This window comes from Peribacillus frigoritolerans (genome assembly GCF_004358755.1).
Classification (GTDB): Bacteria; Bacillota; Bacilli; order Bacillales; family Bacillaceae; genus Bacillus_P.
In genome coordinates, this window is record NZ_SMZY01000008.1 from 1 (window position 1) to 24,997 (window position 24,997).

At 41.6% G+C, this 24,997-nt stretch carries 25 protein-coding genes, 1 rRNA gene and 2 other annotated features; all 26 genes read left to right on the forward strand.

Annotation, left to right across the window (positions count from 1 at the left end; genetic code table 11):
* Position 1 precedes the first annotated feature (1 nt).
* Positions 2 to 117 (forward strand): 5S ribosomal RNA (gene rrf / locus E2R53_RS21685).
* Between the two features lie 519 nt (positions 118 to 636).
* Entirely contained in the window at positions 637 to 1,098 is a 462-nt protein-coding gene (locus E2R53_RS21690) for a CtsR family transcriptional regulator (RefSeq protein ID WP_133313778.1), read from the forward strand.
* A gap of 16 nt (positions 1,099 to 1,114) precedes the next feature.
* Positions 1,115 to 1,660 carry a UvrB/UvrC motif-containing protein gene (locus E2R53_RS21695; RefSeq protein WP_133313779.1) on the forward strand — a complete coding sequence of 182 codons (546 nt, stop codon included), beginning with the start codon at positions 1,115 to 1,117 and terminating at the stop codon, positions 1,658 to 1,660.
* A 1-nt stretch (position 1,661) separates the two neighbouring features.
* On the forward strand, positions 1,662 to 2,753 hold the full coding sequence (locus tag E2R53_RS21700) for a protein arginine kinase (RefSeq protein WP_133313780.1): 1,092 nt from the start codon (positions 1,662 to 1,664) through the stop codon (positions 2,751 to 2,753).
* Entirely contained in the window at positions 2,750 to 5,197 is a 2,448-nt protein-coding gene (gene clpC, locus E2R53_RS21705) for an ATP-dependent protease ATP-binding subunit ClpC (protein WP_133313781.1), read from the forward strand. The genes E2R53_RS21700 and clpC overlap by 4 nt, the downstream gene beginning before the upstream one ends.
* A 129-nt stretch (positions 5,198 to 5,326) precedes the next feature.
* On the forward strand, positions 5,327 to 6,709 hold the full coding sequence (radA, locus tag E2R53_RS21710) for a DNA repair protein RadA (RefSeq protein ID WP_133313782.1): 1,383 nt from the start codon (positions 5,327 to 5,329) through the stop codon (positions 6,707 to 6,709).
* Positions 6,710 to 6,713: 4 nt separating this feature from the next.
* Positions 6,714 to 7,796, forward strand: coding sequence for a DNA integrity scanning diadenylate cyclase DisA (gene disA, locus E2R53_RS21715; RefSeq protein WP_286166375.1), 1,083 nt, complete (start codon positions 6,714 to 6,716; stop codon positions 7,794 to 7,796).
* 195 nt (positions 7,797 to 7,991) lie between these two features.
* Positions 7,992 to 9,092, forward strand: coding sequence for a PIN/TRAM domain-containing protein (locus E2R53_RS21720; RefSeq protein ID WP_133313783.1), 1,101 nt, complete (start codon positions 7,992 to 7,994; stop codon positions 9,090 to 9,092).
* A gap of 12 nt (positions 9,093 to 9,104) precedes the next feature.
* Positions 9,105 to 9,791: a 2-C-methyl-D-erythritol 4-phosphate cytidylyltransferase gene (gene ispD, locus E2R53_RS21725; RefSeq protein WP_133313784.1), complete on the forward strand. Its 687-nt coding sequence runs from the start codon at positions 9,105 to 9,107 to the stop codon at positions 9,789 to 9,791.
* A complete protein-coding gene (gene ispF / locus E2R53_RS21730) occupies positions 9,791 to 10,267 on the forward strand; it encodes a 2-C-methyl-D-erythritol 2,4-cyclodiphosphate synthase (protein ID WP_133313785.1) in 477 nt (158 codons plus the stop codon). The genes ispD and ispF overlap by 1 nt, the downstream gene beginning before the upstream one ends.
* A 76-nt stretch (positions 10,268 to 10,343) precedes the next feature.
* Positions 10,344 to 11,801: a glutamate--tRNA ligase gene (gene gltX / locus E2R53_RS21735; protein ID WP_133313786.1), complete on the forward strand. Its 1,458-nt coding sequence runs from the start codon at positions 10,344 to 10,346 to the stop codon at positions 11,799 to 11,801.
* Positions 11,802 to 11,839: 38 nt separating this feature from the next.
* Positions 11,840 to 12,083: a binding site (T-box leader), on the forward strand.
* Between the two features lie 58 nt (positions 12,084 to 12,141).
* Positions 12,142 to 12,837: a serine O-acetyltransferase gene (gene cysE, locus E2R53_RS21740; RefSeq protein WP_133313787.1), complete on the forward strand. Its 696-nt coding sequence runs from the start codon at positions 12,142 to 12,144 to the stop codon at positions 12,835 to 12,837.
* A complete protein-coding gene (gene cysS, locus E2R53_RS21745; RefSeq protein ID WP_133313788.1) occupies positions 12,788 to 14,185 on the forward strand; it encodes a cysteine--tRNA ligase in 1,398 nt (465 codons plus the stop codon). Before cysE ends, cysS begins: the two co-directional genes overlap by 50 nt.
* A gap of 2 nt (positions 14,186 to 14,187) precedes the next feature.
* Positions 14,188 to 14,604: a Mini-ribonuclease 3 gene (locus tag E2R53_RS21750; protein ID WP_286166376.1), complete on the forward strand. Its 417-nt coding sequence runs from the start codon at positions 14,188 to 14,190 to the stop codon at positions 14,602 to 14,604.
* A 2-nt stretch (positions 14,605 to 14,606) separates the two neighbouring features.
* Positions 14,607 to 15,350, forward strand: a complete 744-nt coding sequence (rlmB, locus tag E2R53_RS21755) for a 23S rRNA (guanosine(2251)-2'-O)-methyltransferase RlmB (protein WP_133313790.1) — start codon at positions 14,607 to 14,609, stop codon at positions 15,348 to 15,350.
* A gap of 4 nt (positions 15,351 to 15,354) precedes the next feature.
* Positions 15,355 to 15,864 carry an NYN domain-containing protein gene (locus E2R53_RS21760; RefSeq protein ID WP_070875247.1) on the forward strand — a complete coding sequence of 170 codons (510 nt, stop codon included), beginning with the start codon at positions 15,355 to 15,357 and terminating at the stop codon, positions 15,862 to 15,864.
* 67 nt (positions 15,865 to 15,931) lie between these two features.
* Complete coding sequence (sigH, locus tag E2R53_RS21765) at positions 15,932 to 16,588, forward strand: RNA polymerase sporulation sigma factor SigH (RefSeq protein ID WP_133313791.1); 657 nt, start codon at positions 15,932 to 15,934, stop codon at positions 16,586 to 16,588.
* A gap of 94 nt (positions 16,589 to 16,682) precedes the next feature.
* Entirely contained in the window at positions 16,683 to 16,832 is a 150-nt protein-coding gene (rpmG, locus tag E2R53_RS21770; protein WP_083328099.1) for a 50S ribosomal protein L33, read from the forward strand.
* A gap of 63 nt (positions 16,833 to 16,895) precedes the next feature.
* Positions 16,896 to 17,075: a preprotein translocase subunit SecE gene (gene secE / locus E2R53_RS21775; RefSeq protein WP_070875245.1), complete on the forward strand. Its 180-nt coding sequence runs from the start codon at positions 16,896 to 16,898 to the stop codon at positions 17,073 to 17,075.
* Positions 17,076 to 17,283: 208 nt separating this feature from the next.
* On the forward strand, positions 17,284 to 17,817 hold the full coding sequence (gene nusG, locus E2R53_RS21780) for a transcription termination/antitermination protein NusG (protein ID WP_286166378.1): 534 nt from the start codon (positions 17,284 to 17,286) through the stop codon (positions 17,815 to 17,817).
* Between the two features lie 170 nt (positions 17,818 to 17,987).
* Positions 17,988 to 18,413: a 50S ribosomal protein L11 gene (gene rplK / locus E2R53_RS21785; RefSeq protein WP_029282857.1), complete on the forward strand. Its 426-nt coding sequence runs from the start codon at positions 17,988 to 17,990 to the stop codon at positions 18,411 to 18,413.
* Positions 18,414 to 18,515: 102 nt separating this feature from the next.
* Entirely contained in the window at positions 18,516 to 19,214 is a 699-nt protein-coding gene (gene rplA, locus E2R53_RS21790; RefSeq protein ID WP_133313793.1) for a 50S ribosomal protein L1, read from the forward strand.
* Positions 19,215 to 19,263: 49 nt separating this feature from the next.
* Positions 19,264 to 19,409 (forward strand) — a sequence feature (ribosomal protein L10 leader region).
* 56 nt (positions 19,410 to 19,465) lie between these two features.
* Complete coding sequence (gene rplJ / locus E2R53_RS21795; protein ID WP_133313794.1) at positions 19,466 to 19,966, forward strand: 50S ribosomal protein L10; 501 nt, start codon at positions 19,466 to 19,468, stop codon at positions 19,964 to 19,966.
* A gap of 57 nt (positions 19,967 to 20,023) precedes the next feature.
* Positions 20,024 to 20,389 (forward strand): 50S ribosomal protein L7/L12, encoded by a 366-nt coding sequence (gene rplL / locus E2R53_RS21800; RefSeq protein ID WP_070875241.1) that lies wholly within the window; start codon positions 20,024 to 20,026, stop codon positions 20,387 to 20,389.
* A gap of 137 nt (positions 20,390 to 20,526) precedes the next feature.
* A complete protein-coding gene (locus E2R53_RS21805) occupies positions 20,527 to 21,132 on the forward strand; it encodes a class I SAM-dependent methyltransferase (RefSeq protein ID WP_133313795.1) in 606 nt (201 codons plus the stop codon).
* A gap of 259 nt (positions 21,133 to 21,391) precedes the next feature.
* On the forward strand, positions 21,392 to 24,973 hold the full coding sequence (gene rpoB / locus E2R53_RS21810; RefSeq protein ID WP_133313796.1) for a DNA-directed RNA polymerase subunit beta: 3,582 nt from the start codon (positions 21,392 to 21,394) through the stop codon (positions 24,971 to 24,973).
* Positions 24,974 to 24,997 lie beyond the last annotated feature (24 nt).

The window sequence follows — 24,997 nt, forward strand, 5'->3', positions numbered from 1 at the left end:
GTCTGGTGACGATGGCAAAGAGGTCACACCCGTTCCCATGCCGAACACGGAAGTTAAGCTCTTTAGCGCCGATGGTAGTTGGGGGTTTCCCCCTGTGAGAGTAGGACGTTGCCAGGCACGCATAAAAGAAGAACAGCAGAGATGCTGTTCTTCTTTTGTATGGATTGCATATGTTAGTGAGCCGCACACACATCCCCTCTGTAAGCTGCGTTTTACTCTCCAGTAGGTGCTATAACAAGCTGACCAGTTTTACTCTCAAGAATCACCTTCTAACTATACAGGCATCAAACGAATGTGAGGAAGCCAAATCCTATTCACATCCCGACCTGAATAATATCGAAACGGCCCACTTTCTGCCTCCCCTTGGCAATGTCATTTTTTATTGCTAAAAAGATATTCCCTTTCATGAAACATTTTTTTAAACGTATATATATCTTACCTTCCAACTTTTTACTTCTAAATATAAAACCTTTTAGTCTCCGTGTAAATAAAATGGTTATTCCTGTTTAAAAACGTTTCAGTGCCGTTAATAATGGAAATAGATAAATGAGTGGTTATAAGTTGAAAAAAAGTGAAGTTCGTTTTATATTAGTGTTAAAGTCAAATATAGTCAAAGTCAAGTTAGGGGGAGGCGGAGTGCGGAATATCTCGGATGTCATTGAACAGTATTTGAAGCAGGTGCTCACAACGAGCGGTAAAGAAATTGTTGAGATCAAAAGAAGCGAGATTGCAGATAAGTTTCAATGTGTGCCCTCACAAATAAATTATGTGATTAATACGCGTTTTACTATTGAAAGAGGGTATATAGTAGAAAGTAAGAGGGGCGGGGGAGGTTATATTCGAATCATTAAGGTGAAATCTAATGATGCTGCCCATCTAATTGATCAGATATTGGGAATTATCGATAGACGGATTTCGCAAACCTCTGCTGAAGATCTTATTTTAAGGCTAGTTAATGAAGATGTGATATCTAGACGCGAGGCGAAAATTATGATGAGTGTAATTGACCGATCCGTCTTATATATTGATTTGCCATATAGAGACGAGTTAAGGGCAAGGATGATAAAAGCTATGCTGACTTCCTTGAAATACCGATGAAAGCAGGTGAACAGACTTGATTTGCCAGGAATGCAATGAAAGGCCGGCAACGTTTCATTTTACAAAAGTAGTAAACGGCGAAAAGACAGAGATTCACATTTGTGATCAATGTGCTCAGGATAACAGTTCGATGTTTATTGATAACAGTACTGGTTTTTCAATTAATAACTTATTGGCTGGTTTGTTAAATATGGAACCTTCCATTTCAAAATCAAAGCAGGATGTTTTTAAGAAAAATGAAGTTTTGCAGTGCAGCAGATGTCAGATGACCTATCAGCAGTTTACAAAAGTCGGCCGTTTTGGCTGTTCTGAGTGCTACCTGACTTTTCATGATCAGATTAATCCTATTTTAAGAAGGGTCCATAGCGGCAACACTGTTCATGCGGGTAAAATTCCGGAACGAATTGGCGGTAGCATTCACATCCGCAAACGAATAGAGTTATTAAAACAGAATCTTAAAGATTTGATCCAGCAAGAAGAATTTGAAAAAGCTGCTGAGACTCGAGATGAAATCCGTTCGCTTGAACTGAAATTAAAAAGTTCTAGAGGAGGAGAATCCTGATATGTCACTTCAGCAATTTATCAATCAGGCAATGAGCGCCTGGATGAGCAAGGAAGGACCTGATTCTGACATTGTTCTCAGCAGCAGGGTCAGGCTTGCAAGAAATATTGAGAAATATAAGTTTACAACGATTGCCTCCAATGAAGAATCACTGGAGATTTTAGACCTTTTTGAAGAAACATTTTCAGATGAAAACGTAAATGAGATCGGCAAGCTTGAAATGCTCAGGATGGATGATCTGCAGCCCATTCAAAAAAGGGTTTTAGTTGAAAAACATTTGATCAGTCCGAATTTAGCGGAAGATTCTTCTTTTGGAGGATGTTTGTTATCTGAGAATGAAGAGGTCAGCATCATGCTGAATGAAGAAGATCACATTCGAATTCAATGTTTATATCCGGGACTTCAGCTGAAAGAAGCTTTAAAATCAGCAAGCGAGCTGGATGATTGGATGGAACATGCTGTAGATTATGCCTTTGATGAGCAGAGAGGATACTTAACAAGCTGTCCGACAAATGTCGGAACTGGTCTTAGAGCATCAGTTATGATGCACTTGCCTGCACTTGTCCTGACACAGCAGATGAACCGGATTATTCCGGCAATTAATCAATTAGGTCTGGTTGTTAGAGGAATTTACGGGGAAGGCAGCGAAGCATTAGGTAACATCTTTCAGATTTCAAATCAGATTACACTGGGGAAGTCTGAAGACGATATAGTAGAGGATTTGCTGAGCGTTGTCCATCAGCTGATTGACAAGGAGCGTTCTGCACGCGAAGCTTTATATAAAACGTCGCAGATACCGCTTGAAGACCGTGTGTTCAGATCTCTCGGCACTCTGACATACAGCCGTATAATCGAGTCAAAAGAAGCCGCCAAATGTTTATCAGATGTCAGGCTGGGAATAGATTTAAATATTATTGAAGACATTTCCAGAAACATATTAAACGAGTTAATGATTTTAACTCAGCCTGGTTTTCTGCAGCAATATGCCGGCGGAGCACTAAGACCGGATGAACGGGATATAAGAAGAGCTTCCTTAATTAGAGAAAGATTAAACCTAGAAATGGTCAGAAGGATGGAGGATGATGAAGTATGATGTTTGGAAGATTTACTGAGCGCGCTCAAAAAGTTCTTGCATTAGCACAAGAGGAAGCGGTTCGACTGGGCCATAATAATATCGGCACTGAGCATATTCTTCTCGGTCTTGTACGTGAAGGCGAAGGGATTGCTGCCAAGGCTCTTACTGCACTTGGCCTTGGTTCAGATAAAATTCAAAAAGAAGTTGAGAGTCTAATCGGAAGAGGACAGGAAATTTCTCAAACGATCCACTATACTCCGCGGGCGAAAAAAGTCATCGAGCTTTCGATGGATGAAGCGAGAAAGCTTGGTCATTCTTACGTTGGAACAGAGCATATCCTTTTAGGGCTTATCCGTGAAGGTGAAGGCGTAGCGGCAAGAGTTCTTAACAATCTTGGAGTAAGTTTAAATAAAGCGCGCCAGCAGGTTCTTCAGCTTCTGGGCAGCAATGAATCAGGATCCGGACATCAGGGCGGCTCAATGAATAACGCCAATACTCCTACCCTTGACAGTCTTGCACGCGACTTGACGGCCATTGCACGTGAAGGCAGCTTAGATCCTGTTATCGGCAGAAGCAAAGAGATTCAACGGGTCATTGAAGTGCTAAGCCGAAGAACGAAAAACAATCCTGTCTTAATCGGTGAGCCAGGCGTCGGTAAAACGGCGATCGCAGAAGGATTGGCTCAGCAGATCGTTAATAATGAAGTTCCTGAAATCCTCCGTGATAAACGAGTGATGACCCTTGATATGGGAACAGTTGTAGCAGGAACAAAATACCGCGGTGAGTTTGAAGACCGTCTTAAGAAAGTAATGGACGAAATTCGCCAGGCAGGCAATATTATTTTATTCATTGATGAATTGCATACGTTAATTGGAGCAGGAGGCGCAGAGGGTGCAATCGATGCTTCCAATATTCTTAAGCCATCACTTGCAAGAGGTGAATTGCAGTGTATTGGTGCAACAACTCTTGATGAATACCGCAAATATATTGAAAAAGATGCTGCGCTTGAACGACGCTTTCAGCCAATCCAGGTTGATGAGCCGACAGCTGATGAAAGCATCCTGATCTTAAAAGGTCTTCGCGACCGCTATGAGGCTCATCACAGAGTATCAATTACAGATGAAGCGATTGATGCTGCAGTCAAACTTTCAGACCGCTACATTTCAGACCGGTTCCTACCGGATAAAGCAATCGATTTGATTGATGAGGCAGGTTCAAAAGTGCGCCTTCGTTCATTCACGACTCCGCCAAACTTAAAAGAGCTTGAAATGAAGCTTGAAGAAGTGCGGAAAGAAAAGGATGCATCTGTTCAAAGCCAGGAGTTTGAAAAGGCCGCTTCATTGCGCGATACAGAGCAGCGTCTTCGTGAACAGCTTGAAGAAACGAAGAAAACATGGAAAGAAAAACAAGGACAGGAAAATTCCGAGGTTACAGTTGAAGATATTGCTATGGTTGTGGCAAGCTGGACTGGAATTCCTGTATCAAGACTTGCTCAAAAAGAAACGGATAAACTTCTCAACATGGAGCAAATTCTTCATAACCGCGTCATTGGTCAGGATGAAGCTGTTGTTGCAGTTGCGAAAGCTGTACGCCGTGCAAGAGCAGGCCTAAAGGATCCAAAGCGTCCAATCGGGTCTTTCGTTTTCTTGGGACCAACAGGTGTTGGTAAGACAGAGCTTGCACGGGCACTGGCAGAATCTATTTTTGGTGACGAAGATGCGATGATCCGCATTGATATGTCTGAATATATGGAGAAGCATTCAACATCAAGACTTGTCGGGTCACCTCCTGGATATGTAGGCTATGAAGAAGGCGGACAGCTGACAGAGAAGGTGCGCAGAAAGCCTTACTCAGTTGTACTTCTAGATGAAATCGAAAAAGCTCATCCGGATGTCTTCAACATTCTTCTTCAAGTTTTAGAGGATGGACGATTAACGGATTCTAAAGGAAGAACAGTTGATTTCAGAAATACGATTCTAATCATGACTTCAAACGTCGGAGCAAGCGAGCTTAAACGCAATAAATACGTTGGCTTCAATGTTCAGGACGAAGCGCAGGATTATAAGGATATGAAGGGCAAAGTAATGAATGAGCTGAAAAAAGCATTCAGACCTGAATTCTTAAACCGTATTGACGAAATCATTGTGTTCCACTCTCTGGAGAAGAAACACATTAAAGAAATTGTGACGCTGATGGCAGATCAGCTGATGAAGCGTCTTGCAGAGCAGGATCTAGTGCTTGAGCTCACGGATGCCGCACAGGATAAAATTGCGGATGAAGGATTTGATCCTGAGTACGGAGCACGTCCTCTAAGAAGAGCCATTCAAAAGCATGTAGAAGACCGTTTGTCAGAAGAGCTGCTGAGAGGCACAATCGAGAAAGGGCAAAAAGTCGTTCTTGATGTAACGGACGGGGAATTTATCGTGAAAGGCTCTGAGGCAGAAGCAGAGAAAATAAAATAATCATCTGAGGCGAAACAATCATGAGGCATACACTTTTTACGTATGCCTCGATTTCGTTTCTAAAAAAAGCACATCAAAAATAACCATTTCTCTTTAAAATAGGTAATCTAGTAAGGAAGGACCGAAATAATGGCTAAAACGAAATCGAAATTCATGTGTCTGACGTGCGGATATGAATCTGCCAAATGGATGGGCAAATGTCCAGGCTGCGGCGCATGGAACACGATGACAGAGGAAATTGTCAAAACAGGAACTGCAAATAGAAGAGTTGCCTTTGCGCACTCAGCTCCAGGTCAAACCGCCAATAAACCTTCATCGATTACAAACATTGAAACAACTCAAGAACCGCGCATTAAAACAAACCTGCAGGAATTTAACCGTGTCCTTGGAAGCGGAATTGTAAGGGGTTCCCTAGTATTAATAGGCGGAGATCCCGGAATTGGAAAATCAACACTGCTGCTTCAAGTTTCTTCTCAATTAGCCGATAATGGGAACGATGTCTTATATATTTCAGGCGAAGAATCGGTCAAGCAAACGAAAATGAGGGCCGACAGACTTGGAGTGAAGTCTGATAAACTCTTTGTTTTTGCTGAAACAGATCTTGAATTTATTACAAAGGCAATTGATGAAACGAATCCTGCCTTTGTAATTGTAGATTCCATCCAAACTGTTTTTCAAAGTGATATTACATCAGCACCGGGAAGTGTTTCACAAGTTAGGGAATGTACCGCTGAACTGATGAGGATCGCGAAAACAAAAGGCATTGCGATCTTTATTGTGGGACATGTCACGAAGGAAGGATCCATTGCGGGTCCAAGAATTCTTGAGCACATGGTGGATACTGTGCTTTATTTTGAAGGAGAACGCCATCATACGTACAGGATTTTAAGAGCTGTAAAAAACCGTTTTGGTTCAACAAACGAAATGGGCATTTTTGAAATGAAAGAAAGCGGTCTTGAGGAGGTCCTGAACCCTTCCGAGATTTTCCTTGAAGAGCGGTCAAAAGGGGCAGCAGGCTCTACGGTTGTTGCATCCATGGAAGGAACAAGGCCGGTTCTGGTGGAAATTCAGGCGTTAATCTCGCCTACCAGCTTCGGAAATCCGCGGAGAATGGCAACCGGGATTGACCATAACCGTGTCCCGCTGTTAATGGCTGTCCTTGAGAAACGAGTAGGCTTGCTTCTTCAAAATCAGGATGCCTATTTAAAAGTGGCAGGCGGAGTGAAATTAGATGAACCTGCTATTGATTTGGCAATAGCAGTCAGCATAGCATCAAGCTTTAAGGACGTACCGTCAAAAGCGACAGATATTATTATTGGAGAAGTAGGCTTAACCGGCGAAGTCAGGCGCGTTTCAAGAATTGAACAGCGCGTCATGGAGGCGGCCAAGCTTGGATTTAAGCGTGCAATCGTTCCAGAGGCCAATATTGGCGGATGGACGGTGCCAAGTGACATTGAGGTTGTGGGAGTTAAGAACGTCTCAGAGGCCCTGCAGACTACATTAGGGGGGTAGGACAATGATTGATAAAGAGAAAAAGACACATGAGAAAAGCATGAAGGAAATCTTGCAATTTATTGCTCCCGGGACACCTCTCAGAGCTGGAATTGAAAACGTATTGCGGGCGAAAACCGGCGGTCTGATTGTGGTTGGTTTCAGCGACAAAGTAAAAGAGCTAGTAGATGGAGGTTTTTACATAAACTCTGCTTTTTCCCCGGCTCACCTTTATGAACTTGCTAAAATGGACGGCGCGATTATTCTCAGCGATTCAGGCAATAAAATATTATATGCAAATGCACAGCTTGTTCCAAATGCTTTTATCGGATCCATTGAAACAGGCATGCGGCATCGGACAGCAGAAAGAGTAGCGAAGCAGACAGGCAATCTGGTAATCGCCATTTCACAGAGAAGAAATGTTATTACCCTTTATTACGGGGAGCTTCGCTATGCGCTGAGAGACATCGGTGTAATTTTAACAAAAGCGAATCAGGCGATTCAGACGCTTGAGAAATACCGCACGGTTCTTGATCAGTCAATCATAAATCTTGGAGCGCTTGAATTTGAAGAGCTTGTAACGTTTGATGAATTGCTGCAGGTCATTCACCGCATTGAAATGGTGCTCCGCATAAAGAATGAAATCTTGAATTACATTAACGAACTTGGAACAGAAGGGCACCTGATCCGCCTGCAGCTGAACGAATTGCTGTCAGATATTGAAGAGGAAGCGGCGCTTGTCATTAAAGACTACTCATTTGATAAAACGCTTGATCCTAAATATGTGCTCGATCAGTTTCAGGTCCTGACAAATACGGAGCTCTTAGATGACATGGTCCTGCTGAGACTGCTTGGGTACTCAGCACATTTTACAAATCTTGAGGATTTAGTGATGCCGCGCGGCTACAGAGTACTGAAGAAGATTCCGCGTCTTCCGCCTGTCATAATTGAAAATTTGGTGAACAAATTCACGAATCTGAAACTTATTACGCGTGCATCCGTAGAACAGTTGGATGAGGTTGATGGAATTGGCGAGGTTCGGGCGAAGAAAATTAAAGAAGGTCTGCGGAGGCTGCAGGAACAGCTGCTGATTGATCGTCAAATATAGCGAACTTTTTATGAAACTTTTTGTTTAAACGTTTTAATCCCGCGGATTTAGGTTATATTATTCTTGTTTTTCTTTTTTAGGGGGAAAGGTATAATCTGTTCTAACATTTCAATCTGTTTACAGCTTTAGAAATTCATATCTTTGGCGTTTTAATTGAATTAAAGTGATTATAATAGATATAAAGGAGGTGGAGGTATGTTAAAGCGTATTGTGCAGATCTTTTTCCTGTTTCTCGGAGGGACTTTAGGCATTTTCTTTATGCCGGAGCTAATGAGATTGTTAAATCTACAAGACATACCTTTTATTAATTCACCATATGCATTGGCCATTTTAGGAGCAATATTATTCTATATAGCAACATTCTGGCTTGTCGATTATGTGGTTAACTGGGTCAAACTTTTAGAAGAATCACTGGTAAAGGCACCTGTAACGGATGTTCTATTTGGTAGTTTAGGATTGATTGTCGGACTTATAATTGCCTTTCTTATCGTAAATGTTATTCCGTTTAAAGACATCCAATATCAAGTGTTCAGTACGATTATTCCGATCTTTCTTACATTGCTGCTTGGATACCTTGGTTTTCAGGTCGGTTTCAAGCGTAAAGATGAGCTGATCAGTCTTTTCTCTATTTCAGGCAAAATCGGAAAGAAAAAAGGCGCTGGTGAGGAAGACGCAGAAACAGAAGACAAAAAGCTTAAAATTTTGGACACAAGCGTGATTATCGACGGCAGAATTGCTGATATCTGCCAGACTGGATTTTTAGAAGGCACGATTGTCATTCCTCAATTTGTCCTTGAAGAGCTTCAGCACATTGCTGATTCATCTGATGCATTAAAACGAAATCGCGGGAGACGCGGACTTGATATTCTGAACCGCATTCAAAAGGAGCTCTCCATTAAGGTAGAGATCTATGAAGGCGACTTTGATGAAATCCAAGAGGTTGACAGCAAGCTTGTGAAACTCGCCAAGCTTACGTCCGGCGTCGTGGTAACAAACGATTTTAACTTGAATAAAGTATGTGAGCTGCAGGGTGTGGCTGTATTAAATATCAATGACTTAGCAAACGCTGTAAAGCCGGTTGTATTGCCTGGGGAAGAAATGAGAGTACAAGTCATTAAAGATGGAAAAGAACATAATCAGGGCGTCGCCTATTTAGATGACGGCACAATGATTGTTGTTGAAGATGGAAGAGATTATATAGGCAAGCACATTGATGTTATTGTGACGAGTGTGCTGCAGACATCTGCCGGAAGAATGATTTTTGCTAAACCCAAGCTGCTGGAAAAAGCGTTGTAGGGGAGAAAGCGCATGAAGTATGAGGTAGTCATTCCTGCTGCAGGACAAGGAAAGCGGATGAATGCGGGCAAGAACAAGCAATTCATTGAACTTGACGGGATGCCTGTCATTGTTCATACAATGAATGTTTTTGAACAAGATCCTGAATGTACGGGCATTCTCTTAGTTGTCAATCCGAATGAAAAAGATATTTTCACCAAAATGGCTGACCGTTACGGAATTCATAAGATTAAAGGATTGATCAGCGGGGGCAGCGAGAGGCAGCACAGCGTGTATAATGGACTAAAAGCTGCGTCTTCTGAGATCGTTCTTGTTCATGACGGGGCTCGGCCATTCATTAAGAAAAACATGATTACAAAACTAGTGAAAGCAGCAAGTGAAGATGGAGCTGCAACGGTTGCAGTCCCTGTGAAAGACACAATAAAACGTGTGAAAAACAGCGAAGTGATTGAAACAGTTGAACGTTCTAGCTTGTGGGCCGTGCAGACCCCACAAGCTTTTCGTCTTTCAGATATACTCGCTGCCCACGAGGAAGCGTCGCAGTCTGGTTTCCTGGGAACCGATGACGCAAGTTTAATAGAAAGAAGCGGAAGCAAAGTTCATGTAGTCGAGGGCGTTTATACAAACATTAAACTCACGACACCAGATGACCTGATGATTGCAAAAGCCATCTTAGAAAGTGAAAGAGGGGAAACATAATGCTTAGAATTGGACAGGGATTTGATGTACATCAGCTCGTAGAAGGCCGTCCGCTCATCCTCGGAGGAATCGAGATTCCGTATGAAAAAGGACTGCTTGGGCATTCAGATGCAGATGTATTGCTTCATACAGTTGCTGATGCATGTCTGGGTGCTATTGCTGCCGGTGATATCGGCAAGCATTTTCCGGATACGGATCCTGAATTTAAAGATGCAGACTCTGCAAAGCTGCTGCAGCATGTCTGGCAGCTTGTTAAAGAAAAGGGATATTCGTTAAGTAATATTGATTGCACGATTATTGCTCAAAAGCCAAAAATGGCTCCATATATTGATCAAATGAGAGGAAGAATTGCTGAATTGCTTGAAGCGGACATCAGCCAGGTGAATGTAAAAGCAACGACGACCGAACAGCTTGGATTTACAGGCAGAGGCGAAGGAATAGCATCGCAGGCAACGGTTCTCATTCAGAAAAAATAATCACGGACAATCTTTTGAACAGAGTGATTTTAGTGATAAAATGAAACAGATGCTAAAGATTATCGGAGGTATAACAATGACAAATGAAGTAAGAGTGCGATACGCTCCAAGTCCGACTGGACATTTACATATCGGGAATGCCCGAACAGCCCTTTTTAATTATTTATATGCACGCAACACAGGCGGCAAATTTATTATCCGAATTGAAGACACGGATAAAAAGAGAAATATTGAAGGCGGCGAAGAAAGCCAGCTTACATATTTGAAATGGCTCGGCATCGACTGGGATGAAAGCATTGATACAGACGGTGAGTACGGTCCATACAGACAATCAGAGCGCAATGATCTTTATAAAAAATATTACGATGAACTTCTTACTGGCGGAAAAGCGTATAAATGCTATTGTACAGAAGAAGAGCTTGAGCAGGAGCGGGAAGAGCAAAGTGCCCGCGGCGAGACTCCTCAATACTCTGGAAAATGCGCGAATTTAACATCTGAAGAGCAGCAAAAGCTTGAGGATGAAGGAAGAAAACCTAGCATTCGCTTCCGTGTTCCAAAGGGAGAGGTCATCACATTTCGTGATATCGTGAAAGATGAAATCTCATTTGAAACAGATGGAATCGGCGATTATGTCATCGTAAAAAAAGACGGAACACCAACTTATAACTTCGCTGTAGCGGTAGATGATTATTTAATGAAAATGACTCATGTCCTACGCGGGGAAGATCACATTTCCAATACACCTAAGCAAATTATGATCTTCAATGCATTGGGATGGGAAGCGCCTATTTTTGGCCATATGACATTAATCGTTAATGAAAACCGTAAAAAATTAAGCAAGCGCGATGAATCAATTATTCAATTTATTGAACAATATAAAGAACTGGGCTATTTGCCGCAGGCGCTCTTTAACTTTATCGGCATGCTTGGATGGTCTCCGGGCGGCGAGGAAGAAATATTCAGCAAAGAGCAGTTCATTGAAATATTCGATCCGAATCGATTATCGAAATCACCGGCTGTTTTTGATACACAGAAGCTAATGTGGCTGAACAATCAATATGTCAAACAGCTCGAATTAGATCAGCTGGTTGAGCTTTCCCTTCCTCATCTGATTAAAGCCGGAAAAGTATCAGAAACTGCTTCAGCTGAAGAAATCGACTGGGCGCGGAAATTAATCGGCCTTCATCAGGACAAAATGAGTTATGGTGCTGAGATCGTTGAACTGACTGAGCTTTTCTTTAAAGAAGAAATTACTTATAACCGCGAGGCGCGTAATGTTCTTGAAGAGGAACAGGTTCCAGAGGTTCTTACAGCATTTGCTCTGGAAATCGAGAAACTTGAGTCCTTTACGGCTGATCAAATTAAAGCAGCTACAAAAGCTGTTCAAAAGTCGACCGGACATAAAGGCAAAAATCTCTTTATGCCAATCCGTGTTGCCACTACAGGACAAACTCACGGGCCGGATCTTCCTCAGGCAATTGAGCTGCTTGGAAAAGAAACAATTTTAACCCGATTAAAAAGCGCGAACAGTTAACTTTTTTCTAAAAATGTAATATAGTATGATTAATACATTTAAACGCGTTGATAAGGAGAAGTAGAGAGTCCGTTTCCATATTAGAGAGAACCTCCCCGGCTGAAAGAGGTTTATGCGAAAAAACTCTCGAAATGCACCTTTGAGCCTTTTATTGAACCATCAGCCAGTCTGACGCATTAAATAAAAGCGGATTGCTCACCGTTACAGGAGCCTAAAGTTGAAACAGGCAATTTCTTTGCTTGTTTAAACAGAGTGGAACCGCGCATTTAAAGCGTCTCTGTCTATTAGGCAGAGGCGCTTTTTTATTTAAATATCAAGGGGAATGTTTGGGGGGAATAGAATGTTCAAAATGCTGAAGGAAGATATCGAAGTTGTTTTCGAACAGGATCCAGCTGCAAGGTCTTATTTAGAAGTTATTCTTACTTATTCCGGGCTTCATGCAATTTGGGCTCACCGTCTGGCACATGCGTTCTTTAGACGGAATTTGTTCTTCATTGCCAGAGTCATTTCTCAAGTGAGCCGCTTTTTTACAGGAATCGAGATTCATCCAGGTGCAAAAATCGGCCGCCGTTTCTTTATAGACCACGGAATGGGTGTTGTGATTGGTGAAACATGTGAAATTGGAAATAACGTAACAGTCTTCCAAGGGGTAACTTTAGGCGGAACCGGGAAAGAAAAAGGAAAGAGGCATCCGACCATTCTGGATCATGCATTGATTGCTACAGGTGCGAAAGTGCTGGGATCCATTACAGTCGGCGCTTATTCTAAAATAGGTGCGGGTTCGGTTGTGCTCCGTGATGTGCCTGATCATTCCACTGTGGTAGGAATACCGGGCAAGGTCGTGATACAAAATGGAAAGAGAATCAAAAATGATCTTGATCACTGCAATCTTCCTGATCCAGTCGCAGACAGGTTCAAAGAGCTGGAAGCAGAAATGCTGCATTTGAGACAAGAGCTTGCACAATTGAAAGAAGGGAAGAGTCAAGATGACCATCAAGTTATACAATACGCTAACCAGACAAAAAGAAACGTTTAAGCCGCTTGAAGAAGGCAAGGTCAGAATGTATGTGTGCGGGCCGACCGTTTATAACTATATCCATATAGGGAATGCCCGTCCTGCCATCGTCTATGATACAGTCCGTAAATACTTGGAGTACAGAGGATATGATGTCACGTATGTATCAAACTTTACAGATGTAGACGATAAGCTGATAAAGGCAGCAAATGAGCTCGGAGAAGATGTTCCAACCATTGCGGACCGCTTTATTGAAGCCTATTTTGAAGACGTCACTGCTCTTGGCTGCGACCGTGCAACAGCACATCCGCGAGTGACAGAAAGCATGGATATTATTATTGACTTTATTCAGGCTTTGATCGAAAAAGGATTTGCTTATGAAGCAGACGGGGATGTGTATTATAGAACAAGAGCTTTTAAAGATTACGGAAAACTCTCTCATCAATCCATCGATGAACTTAGAGTAGGCGCAAGAATCGATGCTGGAGAGAAGAAGCAGGATTCACTTGATTTTGCGCTATGGAAAGCGGCAAAAGAGGGCGAGATTTCTTGGGGAAGTCCGTGGGGAGAAGGAAGACCGGGCTGGCATATTGAGTGTTCCGCTATGGTCCATGATCACTTCGGGGATACAATTGATATCCATGCTGGAGGACAGGACTTAACATTCCCTCACCATGAGAATGAAATCGCCCAATCGGAAGCACTGACAGAAAAACCGTTTGCTAACTACTGGCTGCATAATGGGTATATTAATATTAACAACGAAAAAATGTCGAAGTCTCTAGGCAACTTTGTATTAGTTCATGACATCCTGAAAGAACACGATGCCCAGGTTCTAAGATTGTTCATGCTGTCTGTTCACTATCGTCATCCAATTAACTATTCCGTTGATTTGCTTGAGAGCACGAAAAATGCATTAGACCGTCTTCGTACATCCTATGCAAATCTGCTGCACCGCGTACAAAGCAGCACGGACTTAACCGATGACAATGAGAAGTGGCTGAACATTATCTCTGAACAGCGCACGGTTTTTGTGGAAGCAATGGATGACGATTTCAACACAGCCAATGCCATTTCAGTCATGTTTGAATTGTCAAAGCAAGCCAACTATTATTTGCAGGAAAAGAACACTTCTAAAGAAGTAATTGCTGCATTCACAGCTGCATTTGATGAGCTTGGCGCTGTGCTTGGCCTGCAGTTCGGAAAAAAAGAACTATTGGATGCAGAAATTGAAGAATTGATTGAAAAGCGCATTCAGGCTAGAATTGACCGGAACTTTCAGCTGTCAGATGAAATCCGGGATCAGCTGAAAGGCATGAATATTATTTTAGAAGATACGCCTCAAGGCACGAGATGGAAAAGAGGGTAAGTATGCTTCACTTAGAAGAGATACCGCACCCAAAACAAGTGAACAGCCTGGCGCTCGCCTATATAGGTGATGCAATTTATGAAGTTTACGTCAGGCATCACCTGCTTTCTAAAGGCAATGTCCGTCCAAATCAGCTTCATAAATTAGCGACAAAATATGTTTCAGCCAAGGCGCAGGCCACCGTTCTTCATGAACTGTCTAAAGCGGAATATTTCTCTGAAGAAGAAATGGCCATTATACGCCGCGGCCGCAATGCAAAATCAGGCACGGTTCCAAAAAACACAGATGTTCAAACATACCGCTACAGTACAGCATTTGAAGCACTAATCGGCTACCTGCATCTTATGAAAGATGGAGACCGGCTGGCAGAAATCATTCAGTCATCATTTGAATTGATTCAGAATGAAGGGAGGAAATAGGAATGTCAGAAGAATACATTATGGGGCGCAACACAGTCATTGAAGCGTTAAAATCAACGAGAAATGTGTATAAAATCTGGATGGCGGAAAACTCCGTCAAGGGACAAGCCCAGCAGATCGTTGTCCTTGCAAAAGAAAAGGGCATATCCATTCAATCTGTTCCTAAAAAGAAAATTGATCAAATGGTTGAAGGAAATCATCAGGGTGTTGTTGCTCAGGTAGCAGCATATGAGTACTCAGAGGTAGATGATATTTTAAAGGCGGCTGAAGATAAAAATGAAGCCCCATTTATCCTTCTTTTAGATGAAATTGAAGATCCTCATAACCTTGGTTCCATTATGAGAACAGCCGATGCAACAGGAGCGCACGGCATTATCATTCCTAAAAGAAGAGCAGTAGGGCTTACAGCTACAGTAGCGAAGTCATCTACTGGCGCAATTGAATATATTCCTGTTGCAAGGGTGACAAATATGGCCAGAACCATTGAGGAATTAAAAGAGCGGGGCGTCTGGATAGTTGGAACAGATGCAAAAGGATCAGATGATTACCGTTCAATGGACGGGAAAATGCCTCTTGGCTTAGTTATAGGCAGTGAAGGTAAAGGAATGGGAAGACTGGTTAAAGAAAAATGCGATTTTCTGGTCAACTTGCCGATGGCTGGCCGGGTCACTTCGCTCAATGCTTCAGTAGCAGCGAGTCTGCTGATGTATGAGGTCTTCAGAAAGCGTCATCCATTAGGAGAATAAGAAAATGGATATCCTTCTTGTTGACGGATATAATATCATCGGTGCTTGGGCGAATCTTCAATCATTAAAAAAAGAGAATCTCTCAGAAGCAAGAGAGCTGCTGATTCAAAAAATGGCAGAGTATCAAGCTTACACCGGTTACAGGGTGATCGTTATTTTCGATGCTCATCAAGTGAAGGGTATTGAAAAGAAACAAAAAAACCACCGTGTCGAAGTCATCTATACCCGTGAAAACGAAACAGCGGATGAGCGCATTGAAAAACTTGCGATTTCCCTGAGCAATATTAAAACGCAAATCCATGTAGCAACCTCCGATTTTACAGAGCAATGGGCTATTTTTGGCCAGGGAGCTCTCAGGAAATCAGCAAGAGAACTTTTAAATGAAGTGGAAGCAATAGAAAAAAGAATCCAAAAAAGAGTAGAAAAAATAAAAGTGAATAGTCCTCAATCAAAGATTCCAATCACAGATGATGTCCTGAAAATGTTTGAAAAATGGCGCAGGGGCGATTTATAGCCTGTTGACGCTTTCAAAAATCATACTGTATAATATTTCTATCTATTGTGCGGTCGGGGGGATCGGCATGAACACACATTTCAGCACGGGTAAACTCAGCAAGGAAGACTTTCATGCTCTTTTGGATGAACAGGTTGTGGAGCTTGTTCATAATGGAGACAGCGATGCTCTTGATTATTTAATAACAAAGTACCGTAATTTTGTAAGAGCGAAGGCAAGGTCCTATTTTTTGATAGGCGCTGACAGAGAAGATATTATTCAAGAAGGTATGATCGGTTTGTATAAGGCTATCCGTGATTTCAGAGAGGACAAGCTTACTTCTTTCAAAGCTTTTGCAGAACTGTGCATCACTCGCCAAATCATTACCGCTATTAAAACCGCAACCCGTCAAAAACATATTCCTCTTAACTCTTATGTCTCACTGGACAAGCCGATTTATGATGAAGAATCAGACCGGACATTGATGGATGTTATTTCAGGGACAAAAGTCATGGATCCGGAAGAACTGATTATTAATCAGGAAGAATTTGATGATATCGAACTGAAAATGGGCGAGCTTCTGAGCGATCTCGAACGGAAGGTTCTTGTTCTGTATTTGGACGGCAGATCCTATCAGGAAATTTCTGAAGAGCTCAACCGCCACGTTAAATCAATAGACAATGCCCTTCAGCGGGTGAAACGAAAGCTTGAAAGGTATCTTGAGCTTCGTGAAATCAATATGTAAAAATCAAGTGAAACACGTCAGGCGTCATTGACGAAGGTCCTTGCGTGTGTTACATTTTTATAGAAAAATGCATGACTAGCGGAAGGTGCCATAAATGCGTAAGAAAGTTACAATGGCTTGCACAGACTGTGGAAGCAGAAACTACACAACGATGAAAAACACGTCAAGCTCCGAAGAGCGTTTAGAATTCAAGAAATTTTGTAAAGCTTGTAACGCACATACGGACCACCGTGAAACAAAGTAGCACTCATCTCATGATTCTTTATTTCTATGACAGGCTTTCTGAATTCTCTTGGAGGTAATGTAAATGCAGCGTATTGTTAATTTTTTCAAAGATGTTTCCCGTGAAATGAAAAAGGTCAGCTGGCCAAAAGGCAAAGAACTGACGCGATATACAATTACAGTTATTGCAACTGTCGCTTTTGCTGTCATCTTTTTCGCCATTATTGATCTTGGAATTTCATCGTTAATTCGTCTAGTGTCATAAAAAATAAAACACCGATCTTCATTTTCGTTTTATTTTTTGAATAATAGATATAAAATCGTGCTATAATAGAGAATATTATATTTCCCCAAAAACCCGTTCGACGGGTTTTTTCATTGTCTTAAAAAGTGTCAGCCAAAGAATAAGAGCAGCAGAATCATCATATAAGCTTCAAAAAGCAGGGAGGGAATGGACAAATCGTCCTATTAAAATGGAGAAAAATTGGTATGTGGTCCATACTTATTCAGGTTATGAGAATAAGGTAAAGGCGAATCTTGAAAAGCGTGTAGAATCAATGGGCATGCAGGATAAAATTTTCCGTGTTGTCGTTCCGGAAGAAGAAGAAACAGATTATAAAAACGGCAAAAAGAAAGTAACAAAGAAAAAAGTATTCCCGGGTTATGTCCTCGTTGAAATTGTTATGACAGATGATTCCTGGTATGTAGTCCGCAATACACCTGGTGTAACAGGATTTGTCGGTTCAGCTGGTTCTGGTTCAAAGCCAACAGCGCTTCTTCCTGAAGAAGTTGTATCAATCCTTAAACATATGGGAATGGAAGAAAAGAGAGTTGAAGTTGATTTCGACTTGAAAGAGACTGTAAAAGTAATAGATGGACCTTTTGCTAACTTTACCGGATCAATTGAAGAGATTGATAAAGATAAGAGCAAAGTGAAGGTATTAGTAAACATGTTCGGCCGCGAAACACCGGTTGAGCTGGAATTTTCTCAAGTTGATAAATTATAAGAAAAAACTTGAATTCACAAAAGAAAAGTGATAATATTTCATAAGTCAGTATGTCTCGCTATGCGGGACATAAAACTTGATTAATTTCTATCATTCATATAAAGAATGAACGACATGAGTGGGAGGGTATTACCCTATTACCACATCACGGACTTAAGGAGGTGTGTCTCGTGGCTAAAAAAGTAATTAAAATGGTTAAATTGCAAATTCCTGCTGGAAAAGCAAATCCAGCGCCGCCGGTTGGTCCTGCATTAGGTCAAGCTGGTGTTAACATCATGGGATTCTGTAAGGAGTTTAACGCTCGTACAGCTGATCAAGCTGGACTTATCATTCCTGTTGAAATTACGGTTTTTGAAGACCGTTCATTTACATTTATTACAAAAACTCCGCCTGCTGCAGTATTGCTTAAGAAAGCAGCTGGTATCGAGTCTGGTTCAGGTGAACCTAACCGTAATAAAGTAGCAACAGTTAAGCGTGATAAAGTACGTGAAATTGCTGAAACAAAAATGCCTGACTTAAATGCAGCTAATGTTGAATCAGCTATGCGTATGGTTGAAGGTACTGCGCGCAGCATGGGTATCGTCATCGAAGACTAATTGTTGTTTTTGTTTTAGGGGTTGCGAGTTTGCTTTTAACAAGTTCGCAACCTTTATTCGTGGGAGGTTATTCCGCTAAAACCACTAAGGAGGAAATTTAAAATGGCTAAAAGAGGTAAAAAGTACGTTGAAGCTGCTAAATTAGTAGACCGTGCTCAAGCTTACGGAGTTCAAGAAGCAATTGAACTTGTAAAGAAAACAAACACAGCTAAATTTGATGCAACAGTTGAAGTTGCATTCCGTTTAGGCGTTGATCCACGTAAAAACGATCAGCAAATCCGCGGAGCAGTTGTTCTTCCAAATGGAACAGGCAAAACTCAACGCGTTTTAGTATTTGCAAAAGGTGAAAAAGCGAAGGAAGCAGAAGCTGCTGGAGCTGATTTCGTAGGCGATGCTGACTACATCAACAAAATTCAGCAAGGATGGTTTGACTTCGATGTAATCGTAGCTACTCCTGACATGATGGGTGAAGTTGGTAAGCTTGGCCGCGTACTTGGACCAAAAGGCTTAATGCCAAACCCTAAAACCGGTACTGTTTCATTTGACGTTGAAAAAGCAGTTAAAGAAATCAAAGCTGGTAAAGTTGAATACCGCGTTGACAAAGCTGGTAACATCCACGTGCCAATCGGTAAAGTATCTTTCGAAGACAGCAAGTTAGTTGAAAACTTCACTACAATCTTCGAAACATTATTAAAAGCTAAACCTGCTGCTGCAAAAGGCACATACATGAAGAACGTAGCTGTTGCTTCTACTATGGGACCTGGCGTTAAAGTTGATTCATCAAGTTTCGGCGTTAAATAATAGTTGACATAAGGGTCGACTTTATATATAATCAAAAATGTTGTTTAACTAAATAACTTCATTTATACCGAAGACAGTAGGTGCTTGCATAAGCTTAATTTCCTGCCGAGGTGTATATATGTGAACTAAAATTATTAGATCGCTTGTATATATACTGCCTCCATGTCTGACGTGGAGGCATTTCTTGTTTTTAAAGAGAAAACACCGATCGGTATAAGTGTGGGACTTTGATTCTTACAGGAGGTGTATCAATGAGCAGCGCTATCGAAACAAAAAAATCCATCGTAGATGACATTACTGCTAAATTTCGCGACAGCAAAACAACGATCGTTGTTGACTACCGCGGTTTAACAGTAGCAGAAGTTACTGAACTTCGTAAAACTCTTCGTGAAGCTGGCATCGAGTTCAAAGTTTACAAAAACACAATGACTCGCCGTGCAGTTGAAAATGTTGAACTTACTGGTCTTAATGACGCCCTAACAGGTCCTAATGCGATCGCATTCAGTAATGACGACGTAGTTGCTCCAGCTAAGATTCTTAACGACTTTGCTAAAAAGCATGACGCGTTAGAAATCAAAGCAGGTGTAATCGAAGGCAACATCGCAACTGTAGAACAAATTAAAGCTCTTGCTGAACTTCCATCACGTGAAGGCTTACTTTCTATGTTGCTTAGCGTTCTTCAAGCTCCAATCCGCAATCTTGCACTTGCTACTAAAGCAGTTGCAGAACAAAAAGAAGAGCAAGGCGCTTAATCTGTTTGACCTGTACCAAAACAAAAAACTAATAGGTTTATAAGGAGGAAATATACAATGACTAAAGAACAAATCATTGAAGCAGTTAAAGAAATGACTGTTTTAGAATTAAACGACTTAGTTAAAGCAATCGAAGAAGAATTTGGCGTAACTGCAGCTGCTCCTGTAGCAATGGCTGGTGGCGCTGCTGGTGGCGAAGCTGCTGCTGAGCAAACTGAATTTGATGTAGTACTTGCTAGCGCTGGTGCTCAAAAAATCAAAGTTATCAAAGTAGTACGTGAAATCACTGGTCTTGGCTTGAAAGAAGCTAAAGAATTAGTTGACAACACTCCTAAAGCTGTTAAAGAAGGAATCGCTAAAGAAGAAGCTGAAGAAATCAAAGGCAAACTTGAAGAAGTTGGCGCTTCTGTAGAAGTTAAGTAATTCCAAAAAGACAAAGCTCGCTTAATTCAAATAGCGAGCTTTTTTTTCACGTTTGACAGGAAATTGATTTTATTAAAGATACAGAGGTATGAAAAATAGCATGATTTGCTATACTCCTTTAACATGGAGGGAAAAAGATGACAAATCATTATTATTCAAGTCAGCCTGAGGCTGAGAGTAATCGTAAATCATGGACGTTTACTTTAAGAGGGAATTCCTTTCATTTTCAAAGTGATCGCGGCGTTTTTTCTAAAAATGAAGTCGATTTTGGTTCAAGACTGCTGATTGAAACATTTACACTGCCTGATCAAAAAGGCGACTTGCTGGACGTTGGCTGCGGATACGGACCAATCGGAATTTCGCTTGCAAAAGAATTCAAGGATCTCACAGTTGATATGATTGATGTTAATGAGAGAGCAGTAGACCTAGCGAAAGTGAATGCAGAAGCAAACGGTGTTAAAAATGTCCGTATTATCGCAAGCAATCTTTTTGAAAATGTTGATCCTTTGAAAAAGTATGCGGCTGTTCTGACAAATCCTCCTATCCGTGCAGGAAAAAAAGTTGTTCACGAGATTTTTGAAAAAAGCTTTGAATCTCTTTTGCCGGGCGGAGAATTATGGGTTGTCATTCAGAAAAAGCAAGGAGCCCCATCAGCTATTGCCAAACTGGATGAGATGTTTAAAGAAGTTGTTACAGTCAAAAAGGATAAAGGCTACTTTATTATCAGAGCAGAAAAAGATTGACTCGTATTTTTCGCTATGTTAATATTATAAAATGCCAATATATATATTCCATAAGTCTCTATTTTTTGAGGTGAATGTATAAATATAGGACAGATGGAAAAACTTATAAAATCAATAGTACGTTTTACAAAAGTGGTTTTCTAATTTATAGAGACCTTTTTATTTTTGTTTTCTCCTTGTATGTGTATTGGTGGTTAATAGATTGATTTACGAGTACATATTACAAGTTATATTACGCTTGATTTGAGGGGTGAAGCAGTTGACAGGTCAACTAGTTCAGTATGGACGACACCGCCAACGCAGAAGTTATGCACGTATTAGTGAAGTGTTAGAATTACCAAATCTTATTGAGATTCAAACCTCTTCCTATCAGTGGTTTCTTGATGAGGGTCTTAGAGAAATGTTCCAGGACATATCTCCTATCGAAGACTTCACTGGTAACCTCTCGCTAGAATTTATTGATTATAGTTTAGGTGATCCTAAATATTCAGTAGAGGAATCTAAAGAGCGCGATGTTACCTATTCTGCACCGCTTCGTGTGAAGGTGCGTTTAATTAACAAGGAAACTGGTGAAGTAAAAGATCAGGATGTTTTCATGGGTGATTTCCCATTGATGACTGAAACAGGTACATTTGTGATTAACGGTGCTGAGCGTGTTATCGTATCACAGCTCGTACGTTCACCAAGTGTTTATTACAGCGGAAAAGTCGATAAAAATGGTAAAAAAGGCTTTACTGCAACTGTCATTCCAAACCGCGGCGCTTGGTTAGAGTACGAAACAGATGCTAAAGATGTTGCATATGTGCGTATTGATCGCACTCGGAAATTGCCGGTAACGGTTCTTTTGCGCGCACTAGGGTTTGGCTCTGATCAAGAAATCACCGATCTTTTCGGTGAAAATGAATACTTGCGCAACACACTTGATAAGGACAACACAGAAAGCACAGAAAAAGCTCTTCTTGAGATTTATGAGCGTCTGCGCCCTGGTGAGCCTCCAACAGTGGATAACGCGAAAAGCTTGCTGGATTCAAGATTCTTTGATCCAAAACGCTATGATCTTGCAAGTGTAGGACGCTACAAGATCAATAAAAAGCTTCATATTAAAAATCGCCTGTTCAATCAGCGTCTTGCTGAAACATTAGTAGACCCTGAAACTGGCGAAATTATTGCAGAAAAAGATACTTTAATTGATAGACGTACTCTTGACCGAATCATTCCTAATTTAGAGAGTGGAGTAGGCTTCAGAAAAATTACGCCATCTGGCGGAGTTGTTGAAGAAGATGTAACGCTTCAATCAATTAAAATCTATGCTCCTATTGATTCAGAAGGTGAAAAAGTCATTAACGTGATCAGCAACGCTTATGTCGAAGAAAACGTTAAGAATATTACGCCTGCTGACATCCTGTCTTCTATCAGTTATTTCTTTAACTTGCTTCATGGAGTGGGAGACACAGATGATATCGACCATTTAGGAAACCGTCGTCTGCGTTCTGTAGGAGAACTTCTCCAAAATCAATTCAGAATCGGTCTTTCTCGTATGGAGCGTGTTGTGCGCGAGAGAATGTCCATTCAAGATACTAATACAATTACACCTCAGCAGCTGATTAACATCCGTCCTGTTATTGCGTCAATTAAAGAGTTCTTCGGAAGCTCTCAGTTATCACAGTTCATGGATCAGACGAATCCGCTTGCTGAATTAACTCATAAACGCCGTCTGTCTGCACTTGGACCTGGTGGATTAACACGTGAACGCGCTGGATTTGAAGTGCGTGACGTTCATTACTCTCACTATGGCCGCATGTGTCCGATTGAAACGCCAGAGGGACCAAACATCGGTTTGATCAACTCACTTTCTTCTTATGCTAAAGTTAATCGCTTTGGTTTCATTGAAACGCCATATCGCCGCGTAGATCCTGAAACAGGGAAAGTAACTGCCCGCATCGATTACTTAACAGCAGACGAAGAAGATAATTACGTAGTTGCCCAAGCAAACGCTCGTTTAGCAGATGATGGTTCATTTATTGATGAGGACATTGTTTCCCGTTTCCGCGGAGAGAACACAGTTATGTCCCGTGACAGAATGGATTACATGGATGTATCTCCTAAGCAAGTAGTTTCTGCTGCTACAGCATGTATCCCGTTCTTGGAAAATGATGACTCCAACCGTGCCCTTATGGGAGCGAACATGCAGCGACAAGCAGTACCGCTTATGAACCCTGAGTCTCCGATTGTCGGAACAGGCATGGAGTACGTATCAGGCAAAGACTCTGGTGCTGCAGTAATCTGCAAGTTCCCTGGAGTTGTTGAAAAAGTAGAAGCTAAAAACATCTGGGTACGACGCTACGAAGATGTGGATGGCGTGAAAACAAAAGGCAACTTGGATAAGTACAGCCTGCTTAAATTCATCCGTTCTAACCAAGGTACCTGCTACAACCAGCGCCCGATCGTAAGTGTCGGCGATGAAGTTGTTAAAGGTGAAATCCTTGCTGACGGACCATCTATGGAACTAGGCGAACTCGCACTTGGACGCAACGTTATGGTTGCATTCATGACATGGGATGGCTACAACTATGAGGATGCCATCATCATGAGTCAGCGTCTAGTAAAAGATGATGTTTATACTTCTATTCATATCGAAGAATATGAATCAGAATCTCGTGATACAAAGCTTGGACCTGAAGAAATCACACGCGATATTCCGAATGTCGGAGAAGATGCGCTTCGCAATTTGGACGACCGCGGAATAATCCGTGTCGGTGCTGAAGTAAAAGACGGAGATTTGCTTGTTGGTAAGGTTACACCAAAAGGGGTTACTGAACTGACTGCAGAAGAACGCCTTCTACATGCAATCTTTGGTGAAAAAGCAAGGGAAGTACGTGATACTTCACTTCGTGTTCCTCACGGAGGCGGCGGTATCGTTCTTGATGTTAAAGTGTTCAACCGTGAAGACGGCGATGAACTTCCACCGGGAGTCAACCAGTTAGTCCGCGCATACATCGTTCAGAAGCGTAAAATTTCTGAAGGGGATAAAATGGCCGGACGTCACGGAAACAAAGGTGTTATCTCAAGAATTCTTCCTGAAGAAGATATGCCTTACCTTCCAGACGGCACACCAGTAGATATCATGTTAAATCCTCTCGGTGTACCATCTCGTATGAACATCGGTCAGGTACTTGAACTGCATCTTGGAATGGCAGCGCGCAAACTTGGTTTACACGTTGCATCTCCTGTATTTGATGGTGCACGCGAGGAAGATGTATGGTCAACTCTTGAAGAAGCTGGCATGGCACGCGATGCTAAAACAGTTCTTTATGATGGCCGCTCAGGCGAACCGTTTGATAACCGTGTATCAGTAGGAATCATGTATATGATCAAACTTGCTCACATGGTTGATGATAAATTGCATGCCCGTTCAACAGGTCCTTACTCACTTGTTACGCAGCAGCCACTTGGCGGTAAAGCCCAGTTTGGCGGACAGCGTTTTGGAGAAATGGAAGTATGGGCGCTTGAAGCTTATGGCGCAGCTTATACTCTACAAGAGATTCTCACAGTTAAGTCAGATGACGTTGTCGGACGTGTGAAAACGTACGAAGCAATCGTTAAAGGCGAAAATGTTCCGGAGCCAGGAGTTCCAGAATCATTCAAAGTATTGATAAAAGAGCTTCAAAGCTTAGGTATGGATGTTAAGATTCTCTCAAGCGACGAAAAAGAAATCGAAATGAGAGACTTAGAAGATGATGAAGAAGGACAGCAATCAGAAGGTTTATCCTTGAATGATCAGCCGGATGATCTTTCATCAGCAGCCGTGGAAAAAGAAAAAGACGCAGTTATTAAAGAATAGTAAGCAATAAGGGTAAAACCTGAA

What these genes read in the sequence shown, in the direction of transcription:
- clpC (WP_133313781.1), top strand. Translation starts at nt 2,750, where the DNA reads ATGATGTTTGGAAGATTTACTGAGCGCGCTCAAAAAGTTCTTGCATTA.
- disA (WP_286166375.1), top strand. Translation starts at nt 6,714, where the DNA reads ATGATTGATAAAGAGAAAAAGACACATGAGAAAAGCATGAAGGAAATC.
- ispF (WP_133313785.1), top strand. Translation starts at nt 9,791, where the DNA reads ATGCTTAGAATTGGACAGGGATTTGATGTACATCAGCTCGTAGAAGGC.
- cysS (WP_133313788.1), top strand. Translation starts at nt 12,788, where the DNA reads ATGACCATCAAGTTATACAATACGCTAACCAGACAAAAAGAAACGTTT.
- rplL (WP_070875241.1), top strand. Translation starts at nt 20,024, where the DNA reads ATGACTAAAGAACAAATCATTGAAGCAGTTAAAGAAATGACTGTTTTA.
- rplA (WP_133313793.1), top strand. Translation starts at nt 18,516, where the DNA reads ATGGCTAAAAGAGGTAAAAAGTACGTTGAAGCTGCTAAATTAGTAGAC.
- E2R53_RS21720 (WP_133313783.1), top strand. Translation starts at nt 7,992, where the DNA reads ATGTTAAAGCGTATTGTGCAGATCTTTTTCCTGTTTCTCGGAGGGACT.
- rplJ (WP_133313794.1), top strand. Translation starts at nt 19,466, where the DNA reads ATGAGCAGCGCTATCGAAACAAAAAAATCCATCGTAGATGACATTACT.
- rpmG (WP_083328099.1), top strand. Translation starts at nt 16,683, where the DNA reads ATGCGTAAGAAAGTTACAATGGCTTGCACAGACTGTGGAAGCAGAAAC.
- nusG (WP_286166378.1), top strand. Translation starts at nt 17,284, where the DNA reads ATGGAGAAAAATTGGTATGTGGTCCATACTTATTCAGGTTATGAGAAT.
- E2R53_RS21700 (WP_133313780.1), top strand. Translation starts at nt 1,662, where the DNA reads ATGTCACTTCAGCAATTTATCAATCAGGCAATGAGCGCCTGGATGAGC.
- ispD (WP_133313784.1), top strand. Translation starts at nt 9,105, where the DNA reads ATGAAGTATGAGGTAGTCATTCCTGCTGCAGGACAAGGAAAGCGGATG.
- gltX (WP_133313786.1), top strand. Translation starts at nt 10,344, where the DNA reads ATGACAAATGAAGTAAGAGTGCGATACGCTCCAAGTCCGACTGGACAT.
- sigH (WP_133313791.1), top strand. Translation starts at nt 15,932, where the DNA reads ATGAACACACATTTCAGCACGGGTAAACTCAGCAAGGAAGACTTTCAT.
- E2R53_RS21805 (WP_133313795.1), top strand. Translation starts at nt 20,527, where the DNA reads ATGACAAATCATTATTATTCAAGTCAGCCTGAGGCTGAGAGTAATCGT.
- cysE (WP_133313787.1), top strand. Translation starts at nt 12,142, where the DNA reads ATGTTCAAAATGCTGAAGGAAGATATCGAAGTTGTTTTCGAACAGGAT.
- rlmB (WP_133313790.1), top strand. Translation starts at nt 14,607, where the DNA reads ATGTCAGAAGAATACATTATGGGGCGCAACACAGTCATTGAAGCGTTA.
- radA (WP_133313782.1), top strand. Translation starts at nt 5,327, where the DNA reads ATGGCTAAAACGAAATCGAAATTCATGTGTCTGACGTGCGGATATGAA.
- E2R53_RS21750 (WP_286166376.1), top strand. Translation starts at nt 14,188, where the DNA reads ATGCTTCACTTAGAAGAGATACCGCACCCAAAACAAGTGAACAGCCTG.
- E2R53_RS21760 (WP_070875247.1), top strand. Translation starts at nt 15,355, where the DNA reads ATGGATATCCTTCTTGTTGACGGATATAATATCATCGGTGCTTGGGCG.
- secE (WP_070875245.1), top strand. Translation starts at nt 16,896, where the DNA reads ATGCAGCGTATTGTTAATTTTTTCAAAGATGTTTCCCGTGAAATGAAA.